Here is a 20,867-nt window from a genome sequence, read left to right as displayed (position 1 = left end):
GGAGTTCATCATGAATCAGCATGAATTAATCGAAAAAGCAAATCAGGAAGTTGAGCGAAATAGGGTGAAGGTCGAAAGCGACCCGTACCGTTTGAAATTTCATTTAATGCCACCAGTTGGTTTGTTAAATGATCCGAATGGGTTCATTCAATATAAGGGTGTGTACCATTTGTTTTACCAATGGAATCCCTTTGAAACGGCACATGGTTCGAAGTTCTGGGGACATTACACCTCAAAAGACCTTGTGAATTGGGAACACCAGCCGATTGCACTTGCCCCAAGTGAATGGTTTGAGAAAAATGGCTGTTATTCGGGAAGTGCGGTTGAGCATGACGGAAAAATGGTGTTATTTTATACAGGGAATGTGAAGAGTGAAAAGGGTGAACGTGAGACATATCAATGTATGGCGATCTCAAGTGATGGCAATACTTTCGAGAAAATGGGACCAGTCATCCATCTTCCAGAAGGCTATACAGCCCATTTTCGTGACCCAAAGGTTTGGAAAAAAGAAGATACATGGTACATGGTGTTGGGTGCACAAGACCTCGACGAACAAGGGAAGGTTGTTCTTTACTCTTCACAGAACTTAACAGATTGGGAATATCAAGGTGCTGTTACAGGTTCTGAAATGAACGGATTAGGATCGTTTGGATACATGTGGGAATGTCCCGACCTTTTTGAATTGGATGGTAAGGATGTTCTTCTTGTTTCTCCACAAGGGCTTGAGCCAGAAGGTGATTTGTATCATAATTTATTCCAAGCGGGCTATTTTGTGGGAGAGTTAAATTATGAAGAGCCATCTTTTCAGCATGGTGTTTTTACTGAATTAGATCGTGGTTTTGACTTCTATGCTCCTCAAACCACCATCGATGAAAAAGGACGAAGACTTCTTTTTGCATGGATGGGAATGACCGATGATTATGAAAAATATCAGCCGACGATTGAAAATGGCTGGATTCATGCGATGACATTGCCACGTGTTCTTTCACTTAAAGGTGAAAAAGTTATCCAACAACCTGTAGAAGAACTAAAGCAGTTAAGGAAAAATGAAATATCGTATCAAAATGTTCAAGTCCATAGAGAGATTAAAACGCTCGAAAAGATACAAGGGACATCAATGGAAATGCTCATTGACGGAATCTCGTATCATTCAGATTCCTTTGAAATCACATTTAGAGGGGCCACGAGCTTCTTTTATTCCGCAAAAGAAAATAAAATAAGTCTTCATCGAAAGAACTTTAAAAATGGGCGTGTGGAATCACGGCATTGCCAGATTTATGGGATTAAAAAGCTACACGTGTTTTTGGATACCTCCTCAATTGAGATTTTTGTGAATGATGGAGAGGAAGTTTTTACAGCGCGATTTTACCCAAGTACGGAAAACGAGTCCATTTCTTTAAAAGCTGAAGGTAATCTTCAATTTAATATGAAGAAATGGGATTTGGCTTGAGGTATATCTTCGAATTAAGCATGGTTCCGTAAGAGAGGTTTCAAGGTACATGCTCAGGCGAAAAATGTTCAAGGGTGTAACATGGTTTAAGCAGTCTAATAATAACGAAGGGAAGTGAAAAGGTGAAACAGGGAGTCATTTGTTTAGGTGAAGCTTTAATTGATTTCATTCCACTTGACCAAGACAATATGCAATTTTTAAAAAGCCCGGGGGGAGCACCGGCAAATGTAGCGGTTGGAGTAGCGAGACTTGGTGCGAAGTCCTCTTTCATAGGTAAAGTAGGAGACGATGTTCTTGGGAATTTTTTAAAACAGACCTTGGAAAATTACAATGTCCAAACAGGGGCTATGTTTCTTTCAAAGGAAGTGCGAACTGGACTTGTATTTGTAACTCTTGATGAAGAGGGGGAGCGGGAGTTTTCGTTTTATATTGAGAAAAGTGCGGACCGCTTTTTAACTCCTGAGGAGATTCCTGCGTCTCTTTTTGATGAGCATAATGTGTTCCACTTCGGTTCCATTTCGTTAATAGACGATCCGGCGGAATCCGCGACGAAAAAGGCACTTCAACTGGCAAAAGAAAAGGGCCTACTCGTTTCTTATGATCCTAATTTACGACCAATGCTTTGGGAGAGTCTCGACATAGCGAAACAAAAAATAGTTTCCATGCTAAGTGAAGCGGACGTCGTTAAACTATCAGAGGTAGAGTTAGAGTTCATTACGGGTGAAACGGATATAGAACGCGGTGTTGAAAAACTAGCTGAGTACAATATTCCGCTCTTATTCATCACGCTTGGCAAGGATGGTGTGCATGCATTCTACAAGGGTGAGGCTATTTTTGTGAAAGCTCAGAAAGTAAAAAGTGTGGACACGACAGGTGCGGGAGATGCGTTTGTGTCAGGTTTGCTGTACAGATTCAGCGAAAGAGATATAAAGGTAACAGATTATACCTTAGACGAAATTAAGGAAATCGCTACTTTTGCCAGTGTATCTGGTGCGCTGGCTGTTTCACAAAAAGGAGCTATGAGCGCATTGCCAACGATTGAGCAGGTTCAAGCGTTTTTGGCAGGAAAATAAGGTGCGGTCAAAAGGACTCTTTTGGTTGATTGCGTATTAATAAAGGATAATTGCGCTTTATTTTTATGAACATGCCCCTGTCAAGTAGACACTATTAAAAACGCACAAAATTAAGCTGCTTGAGTCCTATATTCAACAGGACTCATTTCTAATTTCGTTTGGATACGTTTATTGTTATAATAATGAATATAAGCTTCTACTGCTTGTCGCACTTCTATCACTGTTTCAGGGTGGCTGAAACAAGGCATTTCACATTTCAAATGCCCAAAGAAGTTCTCTATGCAAGCATTGTCCCAGCAGTTGCCTCTGCGGGACATAGATTGGCTAATACCCATTTCTTGTAGTCGCTTCATATACCGATGGTTTGTGAATTGAGTACCTTGATCGCTATGCATGATCGCTCTATTCTCAAACCCTCTTTTTTTCAATGCATCTAACGCTCTATATACTAGTTTCATCCCCTGATTCGTTCCAAGTGAATGAGCTACTATTTCCCCGTTGAATAGGTCTTTTATTGCACATAAATACATCCATTTCTGAGAACCTTTTTCCACTTCAATATATGTAATATCAATCGCTAATTTAATCCCAGGTCTCATCGCACGAAAATTTCTATCCAATATATTCGGTATTAATCCATTTGGTTGAGGTCTATTTTTGAACTTCTTTCTTCGAACCTTACACTGTAATCCATATTTACGCATGATTCTAGAAATTCGTTTCTCATTAACAACCAACCCATAATCTTTCTTTAACCCAATTTTAATTCGCTTTCTACCAACTGTTCCTCGATTATCAGTAAATATCTTGTGAATATAAAGAAATAGAGATTCATCTATCCTATCTTGATTATTGCTTCCGTTCCTTTTTAACCATTTATAGTAACCAGAACGTGATACCTCCGTTATTTCCACCAATTTTGTGACTGGGTATTCAGTTGAATAAGCATGAATAAAAGCGTATTGTTCTTCCTTATCGTTCACCCCCTTTTTAGATCCAACAACTTTTTTAAGTATTCATTCTCCAACTTTAGTAATTCGAACTCTTCTTCTAACGTCTTTTTCTTCTTACTCTTCCCCTTACTTTTCTGTCCCCTAGAATTGTTTAATGCAGAGTACCCCTCGGCTCTCACCTTCTCTACCCAGTCATATACTCTACGTTGATTTTTTATCTCAAATTTCGTTGCCAATTCAGCCGCAGAATATCCCTCTAAGAACATCTCTACAACTTGCTTCTTTAAATCATATGGATAATTACTTTGAATACTCATTTTTACACTCCCCCTAAACTAAATGTAACATTTTGAGAGTGCGTTTTTCTAAAGTTGTCTACCATATGGGTACAATAGCATTATTAATTGCGTACTAATCCCTAAGATATGCGCGTTAATTTTAATAATTGCGTTATACCAAGCTTCAACCCCAAAAAAGGTGGACCCCAACACGGGGATCCACCTTTTCTCTTACAATGACTTCTCTAACTCAAACCAGTACGTGCACAATGTCTCCAATCCCTTATCAAAATTCTCAAGATGGAAGTGCTCATTTGGAGCATGGAAGTTTTCAGTTGGAAGTCCAAAGCCCATCAATACAATTGGAGCATGTAGAACTTCGTCCAATGTCGCAATAATCGGCAATGATCCACCGCCGCGAGTAAATGATGTTGGCACCTTGTAGACTTCCTCATAAGCACGGCTTGCTGCTTGAATCGCTGGATGGTCAAATGGCGTCACATATGGTGCACCCTTATCAAAAAGCTGAAGGCTGACTTCAACACCAACTGGTTTGTTTTTCTCAATATGTTGCTTTAGCTGTTCAACGATCACATCAGGATTCTGATTTGGAACAAGACGGCATGTGATTTTTGCATGAGCTTCTGATGGAATAACAGTCTTAATACCATCACCCTGGAATCCACCGTAAATGCCATTAATATCAAGGGTAGGACGGACCCATGTTCGTTCAAGGTAGCTATAGCCCTTTTCACCATAAAGAGCAGGAACACCAAGCTCTTGACGTTGTTTTTCCTCATCAAAGTTTAATGCTTCATATGCTTGCTTTTCTTCATCTGTTAATGGCTGCACATCTTCATAGAATCCTTCAACAGTTACTTTTCCGTCCTCATTATGGAAGGTGTCCAATAATTGAACAAGCGCATTGATTGGGTTATGTACACCACCGCCGTATAGACCAGAGTGTAAGTCGCTGTTAGAGCCTTTTACATCAATTTGAAGACCTGCCAGTCCTCGTACGCCGTAGCAAATCGTTGGTTTTCCACGTTCGTTCATGCTTGTGTCAGAAATAACAATGACATCAGCGGCGAGTAACTCTTTATTTTCCTCAACAAAAGCAGGGAGGTTCGGGCTTCCGATTTCTTCCTCACCTTCGATACAAAATTTGAAATTAAGTGGCAATGTTCCTTCTGTTTTAAAAATGGTCTCTAACGCCTTCAAATGCATGAAGGTTTGCCCTTTATCATCACTTGCTCCACGTGCGAAAACTTTATCATCGCGAATTTCTGGCTCGAAAGGAGGGTTGTCCCATAAATGAAGGGGGTCAACCGGCTGAACATCATAATGCCCATAAATTAATACAGTTGGTTTGCCTTCAGCATGCAGCCAGTCCCCATATACAACGGGATGTCCTTTCGTTGGATGGATGCTGATATTTTCCATCCCAATTTTACGAAGGGCCTCAGCAACCCATTCTGCAGTACGGTTGACATCGTCCTTGTGGTCAGGCAATGCACTAATGCTCGGAATTGAAAGTAACTCAAAAAGCTCCTGTAAATGTGATTCTCGGTTTTCTTTTAGATAAGTTTTGATATTTTCGTTCAAAGCTGTTTCCTCCTTTTCGTAAATCAGCTCTATGTCATTATTTTACATCAATTAAAAAGGCAATGGAATGTTTCTAGATTTTGAAAAGTAAAACAAAAGGACTAAAATTTTATTTCATAAAATGGTACAAAAGTATGAAGGTAAATTTTAGATATTTAAAGAAATGAGTATGTAAGTAAAACTAGTACATTTTTTCTGATTGTGCGTTAAGGAAAAGCATGCTAGTTCTAAACTATACTAGGGGAGTGGGGAATTATTTTGCTGATTAGAAAGGGACGTAGCTTTGTAAGCGCTTTTGTGATGATTGTTCTTATTACTGGTCTATTTTCTCAAACGGGCCAAGCTTCAGCAGCCGAGGATAACAGATCATGGGTTGAATACACAGAAAAAATTATGGCGAAGGATACAGATAATGGAACTTTAGAACTTGAGCTACAGGGCAATATAAAGCTTGCAAAAAATTATGATGTCACTCTAAAAGGAAAAAAACGAGTATACCAAAAGTCACTTGCTGATGTAAGAGTTGGCGCGGAAAATGTAACGGTTCGCGTGAATCATAAAGATGAAATTACAAAAATTTTTATTGATGGACCTACCCCGATTGAAACGATGCGTGTGGGGATTATGACATCAGGCTTTGCAACGGTTGACCACGATACAATTGTATTAAGCTCTCAAGCAGGGCTTGAAATCGTTGATAAAGTAGCAGAAGAAACATTCGTAGTCCCAGCAAACGAGAAAGTCACGTTCACGCCTTCTAATAATGAAATCACTGTAACAAGTGCTACAGGTGAGGTTTTATATACAACAACTAACAGACTTTATGCCTTTACCGATGAAGGAAACAAAATTAAAGTTGAAAATATCACACGAGCAAGTGGTGACCCGTCATATCGTGGGTTCTTTGAAATTACTACTTCCTCAACAGGAAACAAACTTAACCTAATCAATGAAGTTGATTTTGAACAGTATCTGTATCAAGTGGTTCCAAGTGAAATGCCTGCATACTTTGGTGTAAATGCACTAAAAGCCCAGGCTGTAGCAGCTAGGACCTATGCGTTAGGTGACTATTTAAGCGATCGTTTTGCAAAGGATGGATTCTTTGTATTAGATAGTGTGATGAGTCAGGTTTATAACAACACACCTGAAAATGCTGCAACAACTCAAGCTGTGAATGAAACAGCGGGAGTTATTATGTTAGGTGAAGATGGTAGTTTAGTAGATGCACGATATTATTCAACGTCAGGGGGCTATGGTGCATCAAAGCATCAGGTATGGGCTGAAGCAGACGGGACATTCCCAAGCAAGGTACTACCATACTTAATTGCACAAAGCCATACATTTGATCCGAATGATCCTAGTAAAATGTTAGAAATTGATACACAAAGCGAAGAAGAGATTCTTGAATTCTATAAAACCTTATCCCATACAGGATACGACGGAAATTCTCCATGGTTTAGATGGAAGGTAAGCCTTTCTAAAGAAGAGTTGGAGAATACAATTAATGCTAACATTATAAGTAGACAAGCTGCTGATCCTAAGTTTGTGTTAACTCAAAATGAAGTAGGAGACTTTGTAAGTCAGCCAATCCCGGCAGAAGGAATTGGGGAGTTCGTTAATATGTATGTTGCAAAACGAGGTGACGGCGGAAACATCATGGAGCTTGTCATCGAAGGTACAACGGGGACGTACAAAATCATTAAAGAATATAATATTCGTTTCACGATTAGACCAACTAATGCATTTACAAAGGGAGAAACGGTTGTTCTACACCGTGCTACTGCAGGAAGCTCAGGCTACACAGGCACACTAGATAACTACACCATCCTGCCTTCAGCCTTCTTTGGTTTTGAACTTGATGAAGAGAATACCGTCACGTTCTATGGGGGCGGAAATGGTCATGGTGTTGGTATGAGTCAATACGGTGCCTATTATCTTGGCACAACGTTAGGGTATGAGTTTGATAGGATTTTAACTTCCTATTATCCAAATATGTCGTTGGAAAGTACGTCTATTTTGAGTAAAGAATAAAAATATCTAAAACTGCTGTTCCAAAAGGGCGGCAGTTTTTTATTTTATGAAATAATATTTTATAATTATTTAAAATATATTGAAATTTAATTTCTGTAACGTATAATAAAATTAACAACCAATTGAAAGTTGGGGGCTAGAATATGTATGTTTTAGGGATTGATGGGGGAGGAACGAAGACGAAAGGAATTATTGCTGATGAGTGTGGGAATGTTTACGCTGTGGCTCGGGTTGGGGCGACCAACCAGAATGGAGCTGACCTCGAAAGCATTGAAAAAGAATTTGAGTCCTTGTTTTCGTCCTTAGAAAATCAGAATAAAGATGCCTTTAATAACCTACATACCATTTTTGCTGGAATAGCGGGTGTAGATCGACCTGAAGCAAAGGAGATTATTAAGGCCATACTTGGTAAACTCGCACCTTCCCAAGCAACAATCATCATCGATAATGATGGGGTCAATGCTTTATATTCAGGAACCCTTGGGGCACCAGGGATTGTCCAAATTTGCGGAACCGGTTCAATCACCTTTGGTGTAAATGATCAAGGTGAACGAAAACGTATTGGTGGTTGGGGTTATTTGATTGATGATGAAGGCAGTAGCTATGAACTAGGTAGGGAAGCATTATATGCTATTTTTAAGGCATATGACAAGAGAGGCCCTAAAACAGCACTCACAGAAAAAATCGTCCAGCATTTTCAAATCGCGGATCCAACAGATTTAATATCCATTGTATATAGTGCCAAACATCCACGTGATGTAATTGCACCATTAAGTAAGTACGTGACAGAGGCAGTTGACCAAGGAGATGAAGTGGCTAAGGAACTCATCCGAGGCTCTGGAAACAGGATAGCAAGGTCCATCCATCATTTGTACGATCAGCTTTTCCCATTAAATGAAAGAGAAGTTCAAGTAGTGCTGGTTGGTGGTCTATTTACACGCAGCGATTTGTTTATTCCGATCATTGAGACTTATTTGCAAGAAGCTTTTCTACCACTCAAACTTGTCACACCTCATATTGAGCCTGTAGGAGGAGCGGTTGCTGCCGGGATTGTTCAAGCGGGCGGCACGTTAGGTGTGGGGTTTAAAAACAATATAAATGAAATAATAGTACAATAATTTTATATTAATATTGATTTTTTATTTCAAACCTTACAAATATTTGCTATAATTGGTTTAAAAATAGGTTGTAAATGTTAATGGGGGAACCATGATGAAATTTTTACAGTTGGATGTGCAATGGGAATCACAAGTCATAAATCTATGGAATCGTGAACTTGGTTCTGATTTCCCAATGAGAGACACGCTTTTTAAACAAAATAGCATTCAAGATCCTAGTGTACTTTCTTCAGGTTCGTACCTTGCTGTAAATGAGCAGGACCAGGTCATTGGTTTCGTTATAAGCAAATACGTTCAGGATAAAACGGAAGCACTTGTGAATCGTGAAATCGGTTGGATTCAGGCATTACTTGTTGATTCACATTTTCGTAAAAATGGAATTGGAAGCGTTTTATTGGAGAAGGCTGAAAAAGCGCTGGAAAAACAGGGATGTAAGACCATTTTTCTCGGTCGTGACCTAGCACATTACTTTCCCGGGATTCTACTCCAATTTAAGGGCACTAAAGAATGGTTTGAAAAAAGAGGCTACCAAGCTTCTGGTATTGAATCGGACTTAATTCGAATCTTTGCCCCCTATGAAAAGTTCGTTTTTCAAACACCTAAGGATATCGAGGTTTCCTTAATAGAAAATAAGGATGAACTTGTCTCCTTCATGCATCGTTGCTTTCCTGGAAGATGGGAGTATGAAGCAAAACAATATTTTGAAAATGGTGGAACAGGTAGGGAATTTGTTGTATTTCGTAAAGACAATAAAATCATTGGCTTTTGTCGAATTAATGATCCTGAGTCACCAATAATTGGACCCAATGTTTATTGGGCACCACTGTTCAACGAAGGAGTGGGCGGTGTAGGACCACTTGGAATCGATAAAGAGGAAAGGAAAAATGGTTATGGGCTAGCGATTGTTAAGGCAGGTATTTCTTTTTTAAGAGAAAGGCAAATAAACACGATCATTATTGATTGGACAGGATTACTAGACTTTTATAAAAAGATAGATTTCAAGGTTTGGAAAGAATATCAGCAATATAGTAAACAGATTTAGTCCTTTCTAAAGAAAGAAAAAGAACCCAGACAGGTTGGAAAGGCGTGGCGAATTTGAAGGTTAATATTACATCACTAACAACAGAACAACGAAATCAAAGGTCTGTAAATATTGATCAACTCACGACATCTCAAATTATTGAGCTAATGAATGAGGAGGACGAAACGGTTTCAAAGGCCGTTAGAATGGTTCTTCCTCAAATTGATAATGCGATTGAAGCCATCTATGCCACTTTAAAACAGAATGGACGTCTGTTTTATATCGGTGCAGGAACAAGCGGTAGACTTGGAGTCTTAGATGCAGCAGAATGTCCACCGACATTTTGTACGCCTCCAGAAATGGTTCAGGCGATTATGGCAGGTGGCGAGACAGCGATGTTTACTGCGGTTGAAGGAGCAGAGGATGACCTAGAAGGAGGCGCAAGGGACTTAGAAAAAAGAGGCTTTACGAAAAACGATATTTTAGTGGGAATCGCGGCAAGCGGTCGCACACCATATGTCATCGGTGCATTAAAGTATGCACAGAGTCTCGGTGCCATCACAGTTTCCTTAGCCTGCAATCAGAATGCAGAAATAAGTAAATATGCACACCATAGCATCGAAGTGATTGTTGGACCTGAAATTCTCTCAGGATCAACAAGGTTGAAGTCAGCAACAGCACAAAAAATGATTTTAAATATGCTATCAACAACAGCAATGATCAAGCTTGGTAAGGTCTATGGAAACTTAATGGTCGACCTCCACGCAAGTAATCTGAAGCTAATTGAGCGAGCTAGAAGAATTGTTATGGATGTGACGGGCATTACGTATCAGGAAGCCGAAACAATCCTTAATCAAACAAACCAAAAAGTAAAGCCGGCAATTGTAATGGTGTTAGCAGGCGTCTCCTTGGAAAAGGCCAATGAAGTGATTGATAAAGCAAATGGATTTACGAGGAAGGCAATCGAATTAGCAAATGAAGGGAAGTGATGGGGATGAGGGATAGGGTGTTGGCTTTCCTACAAGAGGAAATCGACCAGCAGCACATACCAGGTGCTGTCATTCACATCTCATATCAAAAGGAATGGATTCTTCAAGAAGCAATTGGACATAGAGTCGTTTATCCGAAAAAGGATCCAATGAAGCTTGATACCATTTTTGATCTTGCTTCCCTGACAAAGGTGGTGGCCACCCTGCCCTCGATTTTATTGCTTATCGAGGCAGGAAAGCTACACCTTGATGATAAAGTTGCTTATTTTTTACCGGAATTTGCAAAACACGATAAAGCAGCTATTACGATTAAAGATTTACTTACACACTCATCAGGATTACCTGCACATCGGGAGTACTTCAAAGAGACTTTAAATACCAATCAAATCATGGAACGGGTTTTTGATGAAAAGTTAGCTGCGGGAATTGGCGAGAAGGTCATCTATAGTGACCTAGGATTCATCCTTCTCTATAAAATAATCGAAAAAGTAACAGAAGAGGACTTTCAGACCTTTCTAAAACGTGAGTTATTTGACAAAGTGAATATGAGTGAAACTAGTTTTCTACCAAACTATGAACGAGAAAGATTTGCGGCAACTGAATTTAGTGAAGCCTTACAGGATTATAAGCATGGGATTGTTCATGATGACAATACCGAAAGTATGGGGGGCGTAAGCGGTCATGCTGGTTTATTTTCCACTATTTCCGATCTCGCCAACTATGCTTTGATGATTGAAAATAATGGGGTATTTCAAGGGAGACGGATTTTGTCAGAGCAGTCCATTCGCATAACGAGGCAAAATTATACCACTTTTAGTCGTGAATATAGGGGCTTAGGTTGGATATTAAAAAACCCAACGTTCTCAAGCTGTGGCGACCTATTCTCTAGTGATTCTTACGGTCATACCGGGTTCACAGGAACGAGCATCTGGTTTGATCCAGAGATTCAGTTAAATGTCATCCTTCTGACCAACCGCGTTCATTTTGGAAGGAAGGATCCAATTCTTAGGTTAAGACCAAGGTTACATAATTTAATTAAAGCGCAGCTTACGAGGGGGTAAGAAAGATGGCTGAAAAAATCCATTTGATGATTGTTGGGGCACACTGTGGCGACGGAGAAATCCAAGCGGGAGCCATCGCTCATAAATATGCCAAAGCAGGACATGAGGTCACCTTCCTTCACCTAACTGCAGGTGAAAAAGGCACGCCACCCCATCTTAGCGTGGAAGAATACAGGATTCAGAAAATAAAAGAAGCCGAAAAAGCAGCTGAAATATTGGGAGCCAAGAGCTTTACTCTTTCCTATAAGGACGCAGAACTGAAGGAAGATGAGGAAACGGTCACTGAACTTGCAACCATTTTTAGGAGGCTAAAACCGACTCTTGTTATTACGCACTGGGAAAAAAGTATGCATCCTGATCATGCCCTTTGTCCACGACTTGTTCAAGCAGCCTGGTTAAAGGCGGCATTGCCGGGCTTTGAAATGGAAGGGCTTCCACCACACTCCCTTCGAAGAATGCTGCATAGTGAGAATTGGGAGGACATGGAGGGATATGTCCCGGATATTTATGTAGATGTAACAGACGAATTTGAAACCTATTTAGAGGCGTTGTCCCAATACTGGTTTATTATGAATTCTACTGATTTCAGGTATTACGACTATTATAAGGCGCTTGGAACTATGAGAGGTTGCTTGAATCGTACAACATACGCACAAACCCTTAAGTTCCCGGTAGGTGCAAATGTTCGAAAAGGACCAAGTATACCTGGCTTTGAATTATAGATGTGGAGGTGCGTCCTATGGATATTACACGTTTGCGAAAAAAAGTCGGTCAGTTGATGGTCGTTGGATTTAAAGGAATAACAGCCTCCGATGATATAAAAGAACTGATTCGTGAGCATCATGTTGGCGGAATCATTCTTTTCGGACGAAATATTGGTTCACCCCAGGAGATTCTTTCGCTAACCCAGGAACTACAACAGGTCGCAAAGGATGCGGGGCATGAGCAACCACTCTTAATCTGTATTGACCAAGAAAATGGAGTAGTTCGTAGACTAGGAGAAGGCACAACCATTTTTCCCGGAGCGATGCTTTTAGGAGCAACAGGTGAGCCAGAGAATGCCTATCAAGTAGGTGTAGCAACTGGAAAAGAGCTAAAAGCACTCGGAATTAACTGGAATCTAGCACCTGTCATGGATGTCAATAATAATCCTGAAAATCCAGTCATCGGCGTAAGATCCTTTGGTGAAGCAGCAGATATGGTTTCAGAGTTTGGAAGAATGGCGATGAAGGGAATGCAGGAAGCTGGTATCATCACAACATTAAAGCATTTTCCTGGACATGGGGATACAAATGTCGATTCCCATCTAGATCTACCTGTGATTTCTCATAACATCGAACGTTTGGAACAAATTGAATTAAAGCCTTTTATCGACAGTATAAAAGCGGGTGCAGATACGATTATGTCGGCACATGTATATTTTCCGGCAATTGAAGATACACCGGGTGTCCCTGCAACATTGTCGAGAAAAGTAATCACGGGTCTTCTTCGAGGAAAGCTTGGATTTGATGGAGTCGTAACAACCGATTGTATGGAAATGAATGCAATAGCTAATACAATCGGTACGGCAAAAGGCGGGGTTGAAGCAATTAAGGCGGGTGTTGACCTGATTATGGTCTCGCATCTCCATCACCTTCAAAAGGAAACAATTGATGCTATAGTAGCAGCAGTGGAATCTGGGGAAATTGATGATGCTCAGATTGAAGCAGCCGTTACGAGAGTGACGAGATTGAAAGAAAAGTATTGCAGCTGGGATGAGGTTGGTTCAAGTCAGGTACCGTCAATTGTTGGCGGAAAAGAGCACCAACAGCTGGCACATGACATCTATAAGCAAGGAATTACGATTGAAAAAAACAATGAGATTTTGCCATTGAAGGATAAGCGTGTTCTAGTCGTTTACTGTGAAAATAAATATACGATGCAGGTTGAGGATAAGCGCTATTCATCGATGTATCTCGGCGAAGCCATTAAAGAGATAGATGAGACAGCAGAGGTTGTTGAATTATCAAACCCAGCGACAGGCGAAGAAATTCAGGAAGTAGCTGCAAAAGCCCAACATTATGATGCGGTTATAGTTGGAACCCTGACTGTTCAAAAAAGAGATGCACAGACAAAGCTAGTCGAGGCACTGGTTAACACAGGCGTACCGGTTGTCGTTGTTGCGACAAGAAGTCCGTATGATCTTGCATTTTTACCAGAAGTTCATGCCTATATTTGCACATATGAATTTCCATACCCAGCTTTAAGAATGGCAGCAAAAGCAATCTATGGACTAGAAAAGGTAACGGGGAAATTACCAGTTACCATTCCAAAGTAAGGGAGATGTTGGAGTGAGTGAAAAGGTAGTTGTGGGATTAATGTCAGGCACATCACTTGATGGCATTGATGCAGCTTTAGTTAACATTTCCGAAAGTGACAATCAAAAAATCCGTGTAAAACTTATTCATTTTTCAACACTTCCCTACTCGGAATCAATGAGAGAGAGAATATTAGAGCTGTGTGACCCTAATAGAGCGCGGCTCGAGGGTATTTCAATATCCAATATGCTTCTGGGTGAACTGTTTGCGAAAGCGACGAACAAGGTCGTTGCTGAAGCGGGTCTTGAGATGAAGGACGTGGATCTAATCAGCTCACATGGTCAGACAATTTTTCACCAGCCTGAAGGTAAACCTGTAGAAGGCTACAATCTTACATCAACCTTACAAATTGGAGATATCGCAGTAATAGCAGAGCGTACAGGCGTGATGACGGTAGGGGACTTTCGCCCGCGTGATATGGCAGTTGGTGGTCAAGGTGCACCATTAGTTCCATATGCCGATAATCTTCTTTTTCGGACAAAATCACATGGTAGAATCCTAGCCAACATTGGAGGAATTGCCAACATAACCGTTTTACCACCTACCGACAGTGATGAACAAGTACTCGCGTTTGATACAGGCCCAGGGAATATGCTCATTGATGCATTTACGACATGGGCAACACATGGAAAGCAAACCTATGATAAAAATGGTGAGCTGGCTGCAAAGGGAAAAGTGGATGAGAAATGGCTTGAAGAGCTGTTAGCTCATGACTATTACCGGTTGCCAGCACCCAAAAGTACAGGTCGAGAGCTATTTGGACTTCAATATGCCAAGGACCTGTGGAATACAAAAGCCGATTTGGCACCAGAGGATCAGATAGCGACGATTACGGAGTTAACGGCTCGTACAATCGCAGATGATTGTAAGAGATTTGTAGATTCCTATAAAATCAATGAGATTTTTATAAGTGGTGGTGGCTGGTACAATCAAACGCTACGAAGAAGATTGCAAGAACATCTGCCTCCATCCATCAAACTAGGCAGCACAGATGAACTGGGACTCCCAGCCGATGCCAAGGAAGCGATCGTATTTGCATTACTAGGATACCAATGCATCAACAAACGACCGAATAATTTACCATCAGCAACAGGAGCAAGTACCCCTGTTATCATGGGAAAAATTGCTCTAGCATAACTTTATCCAGCAGAGCTGAATAAAGTTAAAGCCTCCGGCGGATGCCACAGATTTTCAAAGGTTACTTTTCGCGTGTAAGGCCAAAGACTAAGAACGCCACTTCCTGTGGCAACGTCTTTGTGACCCACATCGTGTGGGCCTAAAAAATCTAGGCGCAAATACGCCAAGGCGCATTTGATTATGTAACAAAATGATGAAGGGAGGCGAGGGCAAGAGCTACTTAATAAAGTTTGTGTTGGCACTGCAATGAAAACAATGATGAAAGATACGTAAGGGGGAAAAGTAAAATGAAAAAATGGCTTAGTCTTTTTCTTATAAGTATTTTAGTAATTGGATTGTTAGCGGCATGTAGCAAGAAAGAAAACACAACAAAAGGCAGCGATGGGGACAGTGATAAGGCTTGGACAGGAACGATCACAGTGTGGGATGGACCACGTTGGCCAGATGACAAAGATAATAAATTCCACTGGATGGAAAGTAAAATTAAAGAATTCGAAGCAGCTCATGAAGGTGTAAAAGTTGATTTAGTTCAGGTTCCATGGGCAGAACTTCCTGATAAATTAGGCGTTTCGATTGCAGGGCAATCTTGGCCAGATGTTGCACCAGTTGACATAAGTGGTAGTGCAGTAAGCATCGACCATATAGAACAAGGTGTCATTGAGTCGGTTGATGATTTATTTACTGAAGATGAGCTAAAGGACTTCTATGAAAATGCACTTGATGCTTATACATTTGATGGAAAATTATATGGCGTTCCTAACTCTTTAACCGTACATGCAATGCTTTTAAACTTAGATTTATTTGAAGAGCGTGGAGTTGAGCCTCCTGCAAACGGTGAGTGGACATGGGATGAATTCTTTGCAGCAGCAGAAAAGCTAACATTTGACCGTGATAACGATGGTAAAACAGATGTATACGGATTCTCAACGTATATCCTTCCTGGATATTATGAAGCTTGGCCATTCTTCTACATCAATGGTGGAAGTCCATTGAATGAAGATATGTCAAAATTCACTTTTACTGAGCCGGAAGCAGTAGAAGCCATTCAACAGCTTGCAGATTTAAAATTAAAGCATAATGTAGCTCCTGAAACATTAGGAGGTCAAGATGTTGGTGGTACATTCCAAGCGTGGGCAAACGAAGAGCAACGTACTGTTGCGATGCAACCTTGGGCTACTTGGGCAATCAGCTCAGCACAAACAAAATATCCAACAAACTTTGCAGTTGCTAACTACCCAACAGGTAAATCAGGTGACCCTGTAACAATCGGTGGTGTAGGTGGTTGGACAATGTTCCACCAAGAGGATGCAGGTAAGAAGGAAATGGTTGGCGAATTTATTAAGTTCATTTCTACAGCTGATGAACAATTTACAATGGCAACTGAGTATGGAATTTTCCCTGCACGTAAGAGTGCTGCAGACATGGATCCATATAAGGACAATCCAGAAATGAAGCGCGCACAAGAGATGTCTTCACAAGTCGTGATGCTACCACGTCACCCTGAGTGGAAGAAAATTGACGAAGCGATTCAAACAGAGCTTCAATTAGTATTTAATGGTGAAAAGACAGCCGAAGAAGCAATGAAAGCGGCTGAGAAGAAGGTCAATGAATTATTAGGTGAGTAGTAATTGGCAAGGTGGGCAGTCCATATTGGGCTGCCTACTGCCAAATGAAAGATTGGGGGAATCGCGGTGAAACCCGTTCATCAAGCTGCCAATGCAGTAGTACTGACAAAAAAGACTAAGATATGGAAAGAAATGAAAAAGAACTATTCCGCATATTTATTTTTACTTCCAAAACTTATCCTGTTTATTGCATTTATTGCGATCCCGGTGGTGTGGGCGTTTATCATCTCCTTCCAGGAATACAAAATTTTTGGGAGTGAATGGGCAGGTCTCGACAACTATATTAAGGTGTTTAAAAGTGACGCCTTTTACGATGCGCTAGGTAATACATTCCTTTTTACAGTTGTAACGGTACCTTTTAACGTAATAAGTGCACTTATCATTGCTTCTCTCATCCATCCTCTTGGAAAATTATCTCAAAGCTTCTTCCGGGGAGCCTTTTATTTACCAACCGTTACATCGATGGTTATTGTAGCGATGGTTTGGCGCTGGATGTATAACTATGATTTTGGATTATTTAACTATGTGTTAGGGTGGTTTGGCATGGAGCCGCTAAACTGGTTGGGTCAATCCTCATCCGCACTATGGGCTCTAATCATCATGCAATGTCTAATTCCATTCGGAGTTGGGATTATTCTTTACCTTGCTTCAATGGGTTCCATTTCAAATACATTATATGAGGCAGCTACCATTGACGGGGCAAATAGCTTCCAAAAATGGTTTCACATCACATTGCCATTACTAAAACCTTCAACATTATATTTAGTTTTATTGAGTACCATCGGTTCGTTTCAGGTGTTTACACAAATCATTATGATGACGGGTGGAGGACCAGGAACGGCGACAGAAACCCTTGTTCACTTAATCTATAAAACTGGTTTTAGGGACTTTGAATTTGGTTTTGCTGCGGCACAATCAGTTATTTTATTCTTTATTATTCTACTATTTTCTGTTATTCAATTCCGTTTACTTCGGTACGATGACTAGGAGGGAAACACAATGACAACAGGTATTCAAAAAGTAAACAAGCTTATAATTTATGTGCTCTTGTCCATCTTCGCGATTGTTTCCCTTTTACCATTGTATTGGGTTTTCAGTACATCCTTGCAGTTAAGTAGCTACCAGGATGAGGAACTAGAACGTCAAGTATCGTATGTTGATTCAAACCCACCGAAAATGTACCCAATGGGGATTACAGAGTACTTTGAGCATTGGGGAAAAGCCAGAGATGCAGAAAATTCTGGTGATGCTGAAGCTGCAACCTATCACCGAGAAGTTATGGATAACATCATTGAAGATACATTTTCAGGATTTACGACACTGTTTAATAAAAATAACGTAGGCATCTGGTTTTTTAATAGTTTTTATATTGCAGTCGTCGTAACAATTGGAATTCTCCTCTTTGACTCGATGGCGGGGTACGTCCTCGCTAAAAAACGGTTCCCGGGACGGAATCTCATTTTCTGGTCAATTATTGCGACAATGATGATACCAGGACAGGTTACCCTAGTGCCGTTGTTTATTATGGTTCGAAATTTTGGGATTATGGATACACATTGGGCGCTTATTTTCCCAGACCTAGCAATGGTTTTCGGGGTATTCTTAATGAGACAATTTATGCACTCAATTCCGGATGAACTCATAGATGCCGCCAAAATCGACGGTGCAAGCGAATGGAAGACGTATTGGAAAATCATTCTGCCACTTGCTAAACCAGGTCTTGCAGCTCTAGGAATCTTTACATTTATGAACGTCTGGAACTCCTTCCTATGGCCAATTATCGTATTAAACGATGCAAATCTATATACATTGCCAGTTGGATTAAAGACATTACAGGATGCAAACTTGGCAAGCTTCAAGCTTCTAATGAGTGGAGCAGCAATCGCATCCGTCCCAATGATTATCGTGTTTATGTTGTTCCAACGTCATTTTGTAAAAGGATTAACACTCGGTGGAGTGAAGGAATAAGGAGAGAGTATCTCTCCTTTTTTGAGGCGAGGAGGAAGAGGTTTTGGAGATTGGGCTTGATCGCTTTTTAAAGAACTCTGTGAATCTATGTAAAGGAAAGCGTGTTGGAGTAGTAACGAATATGACTGGGGTTAACCAGCGTCTAACACCAACCATTGATTTATTCCATGCGCATCCAGATATTCATGTTACTGCCCTGTACGGTCCGGAACATGGAATTCGAGGAAGTGCCAAGGAAGGAGAAAAGATTGATTCCTTTGTAGACCCTTATACAAAAATTCCAGTCCATAGCCTGTACGGAACAACGAAAAAGCCAACAAAGGAAATGCTTGAAAATGTGGATATGATTGTCTTTGACCTTCAAGATATTGGGGCGAGGTATTATACGTTTATTTATACAATGGCTTATGTCATGGAGGCATGTGCTGAGTTCGGAAAGCAATTTGTTGTCTTGGATCGACCAAACCCCATAACCGGCACCGTAATGGAAGGGAATTTGGTAGAAAAGAATGTACGCTCCTTCGTTGGTCTCTATCCGATTCCAAATCGCCACGGGATGACCGTTGGAGAACTGGCGCTCATGTACAAGCACGAATTTGGCATCAATTGTGAGGTAACGGTGATACCAATGGAAGGCTGGCGTCGTGTTATGTTTTATGATGAGACAGACCTGTTTTGGATCCCACCTTCGCCTAATACGACAGGAATGGACATGTGCACCTTGTACCCTGGAACTTGCTTGGTCGAAGGAACAAATTTGTCGGAAGGCAGAGGCACAACGAAGCCTTTTGAATATGTAGGAAGTCCCTATATCGATGGCTACCGCTTGGCAAAATATTTTAATGAGAAAAAGCTACCTGGCGTGATTGCTCGGCCGATTTCCTTCGTTCCAACTTATCAAAAACATAAGGAAAAGGTATGCGAGGGTATTCAGCTTCATGTGACAGATCGAAGAAAAATACACTCGCTGAAAACAGGTCTAACCTTATTGGAAACCATTGCTGAGATGTACCCTCATGATTTTGAGTTTCTTCAATTTGGTGAAAAGAAAACCTATATGTTTGATCTTTTAGCGGGGACAAAAGATCTTAAGAAACTCGTTTTAAATGGCAAGACTAGTCATTTTATAGAATCTTGTGAAGTGGAAACGGAAGCCTTTAAAAAACAAAGAGAACCTTATCTATTGTACAAATAAGGAAGGAGATGGGCCGTATGGTATCATTTCGTTATTATCAATCAGGTGATGAAAAAGGGATTGTCGAGCTTTGGAATGAGTGCTTGTTAAGGGACCCACTCACACAGAAAAGGTTTCGAAATCTTGTTCTTTTAGATGCAAATTTTGATCCGCTGGGATTACGTGTTGCTATAGAGGGGGGTAAAATCATTGGCTGTTTATATGCAATACGGAGATTGCTGCCGATGGCTGGTACCGAGCTAGAACCAGAAAACGGCTGGATTCCATTCTTTTTCGTTCATCCAGACATCAGGCGGACAGGTGTCGGAGATAAATTGATGAAAGACGGCTTAGAATTCCTTGCAGCAAATGGTCGGAAAAATGCATTCTTTGCTTCATATGCGCCGAATTACATCCTTCCGGGACTTGATGAAGAAGCCTATCCAGAAGGCTATGCCTTCCTCTTGAAAGAAGGTTTTGAAAAACAATATTCACCTGTCGCAATGGATCGAAGCCTAGTGGGATTTACTCCATCCTCAGATGTGCTTGAACTAAAAGCAAAACGGGAAAAAGAAGGCTACACCTTTTTAACGGCAGAAGACAAGGATATATATGAAGTGATTCAATTTGCAAAAAATGTTTTTAATCCTGATTGGGGACGTGCGATTCGAGAAGGAATCTTGCAGGGGCTGCCACTCCACCGCATTTTGATTGCAAGAGACAACGAAAAATTAGTAGGCTTTTGCATCTATGGTGGTTATGAAGGAATTCCAGAACGCTTCGGCCCATTCGGAGTCGGCCCAGACCAACAAGGAAAAGGGTTAGGCAAGATTTTACTGAATGAATGCTTGAAAAATATGCGTGCTGAAGGATTACATGGGGCTTGGTTCCTCTGGACAGGTGAGAAGAGTTCAGCAGGGTATCTTTATAAGAAAACAGGATTCGAGGTAACACGAAAGTTCCATGTTATGAAAAAGTCGTTATAATAATAGTAGAATGAATAAAGAGAGTTGATGAAAATGTCCTT

18 protein-coding genes are annotated in these 20,867 nt (G+C 40.7%); 15 read left to right on the top strand and 3 right to left on the bottom strand.

The features are described 5' to 3' along the window. Positions 1-10: 10 nt before the first annotated feature. Together RGU12_RS22840 and RGU12_RS22835 are read left to right on the top strand one after the other, a co-directional pair. On the top strand, positions 11-1,450 hold the full coding sequence (locus RGU12_RS22840) for a glycoside hydrolase family 32 protein (protein ID WP_309538101.1): 1,440 nt from the start codon (positions 11-13) through the stop codon (positions 1,448-1,450). Positions 1,451-1,572: 122 nt separating this feature from the next. Continuing rightward, entirely contained in the window at positions 1,573-2,523 is a 951-nt protein-coding gene (locus tag RGU12_RS22835) for a carbohydrate kinase family protein (protein WP_309538100.1), read from the top strand. A 110-nt stretch (positions 2,524-2,633) separates the two neighbouring features. On the opposite strand, the gene RGU12_RS22830 is transcribed toward RGU12_RS22835, so the two are convergent. From RGU12_RS22830 to RGU12_RS22820, 3 genes are all read right to left on the bottom strand, one after another. Next, entirely contained in the window at positions 2,634-3,506 is an 873-nt protein-coding gene (locus RGU12_RS22830) for an IS3 family transposase (protein WP_309537426.1), read from the bottom strand. Next, positions 3,503-3,793, bottom strand: coding sequence for a helix-turn-helix domain-containing protein (locus RGU12_RS22825; RefSeq protein ID WP_309537340.1), 291 nt, complete (start codon positions 3,791-3,793; stop codon positions 3,503-3,505). The genes RGU12_RS22830 and RGU12_RS22825 overlap by 4 nt, the downstream gene beginning before the upstream one ends. A gap of 192 nt (positions 3,794-3,985) precedes the next feature. After that, positions 3,986-5,359 carry a dipeptidase gene (locus RGU12_RS22820; RefSeq protein ID WP_309538099.1) on the bottom strand — a complete coding sequence of 458 codons (1,374 nt, stop codon included), beginning with the start codon at positions 5,357-5,359 and terminating at the stop codon, positions 3,986-3,988. Positions 5,360-5,617: 258 nt separating this feature from the next. Between RGU12_RS22820 and RGU12_RS22815 the strand changes: the two genes are divergently transcribed. The 13 genes from RGU12_RS22815 (at position 5,618) to RGU12_RS22755 (ending at position 20,826) form a co-directional block, all read left to right on the top strand. Continuing rightward, the gene (locus tag RGU12_RS22815; RefSeq protein ID WP_309538098.1) at positions 5,618-7,390 is read left to right on the top strand and encodes a SpoIID/LytB domain-containing protein; all 1,773 of its coding nucleotides are present in this window, start codon (positions 5,618-5,620) and stop codon (positions 7,388-7,390) included. Between the two features lie 143 nt (positions 7,391-7,533). Then, positions 7,534-8,508 (top strand): N-acetylglucosamine kinase, encoded by a 975-nt coding sequence (locus RGU12_RS22810; protein WP_309538097.1) that lies wholly within the window; start codon positions 7,534-7,536, stop codon positions 8,506-8,508. A 94-nt stretch (positions 8,509-8,602) separates the two neighbouring features. Then, positions 8,603-9,550, top strand: coding sequence for a GNAT family N-acetyltransferase (locus tag RGU12_RS22805; protein ID WP_309538096.1), 948 nt, complete (start codon positions 8,603-8,605; stop codon positions 9,548-9,550). Between the two features lie 44 nt (positions 9,551-9,594). Continuing rightward, positions 9,595-10,518, top strand: a complete 924-nt coding sequence (gene murQ / locus RGU12_RS22800; protein ID WP_309538095.1) for an N-acetylmuramic acid 6-phosphate etherase — start codon at positions 9,595-9,597, stop codon at positions 10,516-10,518. A gap of 17 nt (positions 10,519-10,535) precedes the next feature. Then, the gene (locus tag RGU12_RS22795) at positions 10,536-11,579 is read left to right on the top strand and encodes a serine hydrolase domain-containing protein (RefSeq protein WP_309538318.1); all 1,044 of its coding nucleotides are present in this window, start codon (positions 10,536-10,538) and stop codon (positions 11,577-11,579) included. 5 nt (positions 11,580-11,584) lie between these two features. Then, a complete protein-coding gene (locus RGU12_RS22790) occupies positions 11,585-12,301 on the top strand; it encodes a PIG-L deacetylase family protein (protein ID WP_309538094.1) in 717 nt (238 codons plus the stop codon). A 17-nt stretch (positions 12,302-12,318) separates the two neighbouring features. After that, the gene (gene nagZ, locus RGU12_RS22785) at positions 12,319-13,896 is read left to right on the top strand and encodes a beta-N-acetylhexosaminidase (RefSeq protein WP_309538093.1); all 1,578 of its coding nucleotides are present in this window, start codon (positions 12,319-12,321) and stop codon (positions 13,894-13,896) included. A gap of 13 nt (positions 13,897-13,909) precedes the next feature. Beyond that, entirely contained in the window at positions 13,910-15,073 is a 1,164-nt protein-coding gene (locus tag RGU12_RS22780; protein ID WP_309538092.1) for an anhydro-N-acetylmuramic acid kinase, read from the top strand. 287 nt (positions 15,074-15,360) lie between these two features. Further along, the gene (locus RGU12_RS22775; RefSeq protein ID WP_309538091.1) at positions 15,361-16,698 is read left to right on the top strand and encodes an ABC transporter substrate-binding protein; all 1,338 of its coding nucleotides are present in this window, start codon (positions 15,361-15,363) and stop codon (positions 16,696-16,698) included. A gap of 66 nt (positions 16,699-16,764) precedes the next feature. Continuing rightward, complete coding sequence (locus RGU12_RS22770) at positions 16,765-17,685, top strand: carbohydrate ABC transporter permease (RefSeq protein WP_309538090.1); 921 nt, start codon at positions 16,765-16,767, stop codon at positions 17,683-17,685. A 12-nt stretch (positions 17,686-17,697) separates the two neighbouring features. Then, positions 17,698-18,666 carry a carbohydrate ABC transporter permease gene (locus RGU12_RS22765; protein ID WP_309538089.1) on the top strand — a complete coding sequence of 323 codons (969 nt, stop codon included), beginning with the start codon at positions 17,698-17,700 and terminating at the stop codon, positions 18,664-18,666. 43 nt (positions 18,667-18,709) lie between these two features. After that, entirely contained in the window at positions 18,710-19,861 is a 1,152-nt protein-coding gene (locus tag RGU12_RS22760; RefSeq protein ID WP_309538088.1) for an exo-beta-N-acetylmuramidase NamZ family protein, read from the top strand. Positions 19,862-19,878: 17 nt separating this feature from the next. Then, a complete protein-coding gene (locus tag RGU12_RS22755) occupies positions 19,879-20,826 on the top strand; it encodes a GNAT family N-acetyltransferase (RefSeq protein ID WP_309538087.1) in 948 nt (315 codons plus the stop codon). The last annotated feature ends 41 nt before the right edge of the window (positions 20,827-20,867 follow it).

It is taken from the genome of Ferdinandcohnia sp. QZ13, from assembly GCF_031324165.1.
Lineage (GTDB): Bacteria > Bacillota > Bacilli > Bacillales > Bacillaceae_L > Ferdinandcohnia.
This window is presented reverse-complemented; position numbering and strand designations above follow the sequence as displayed.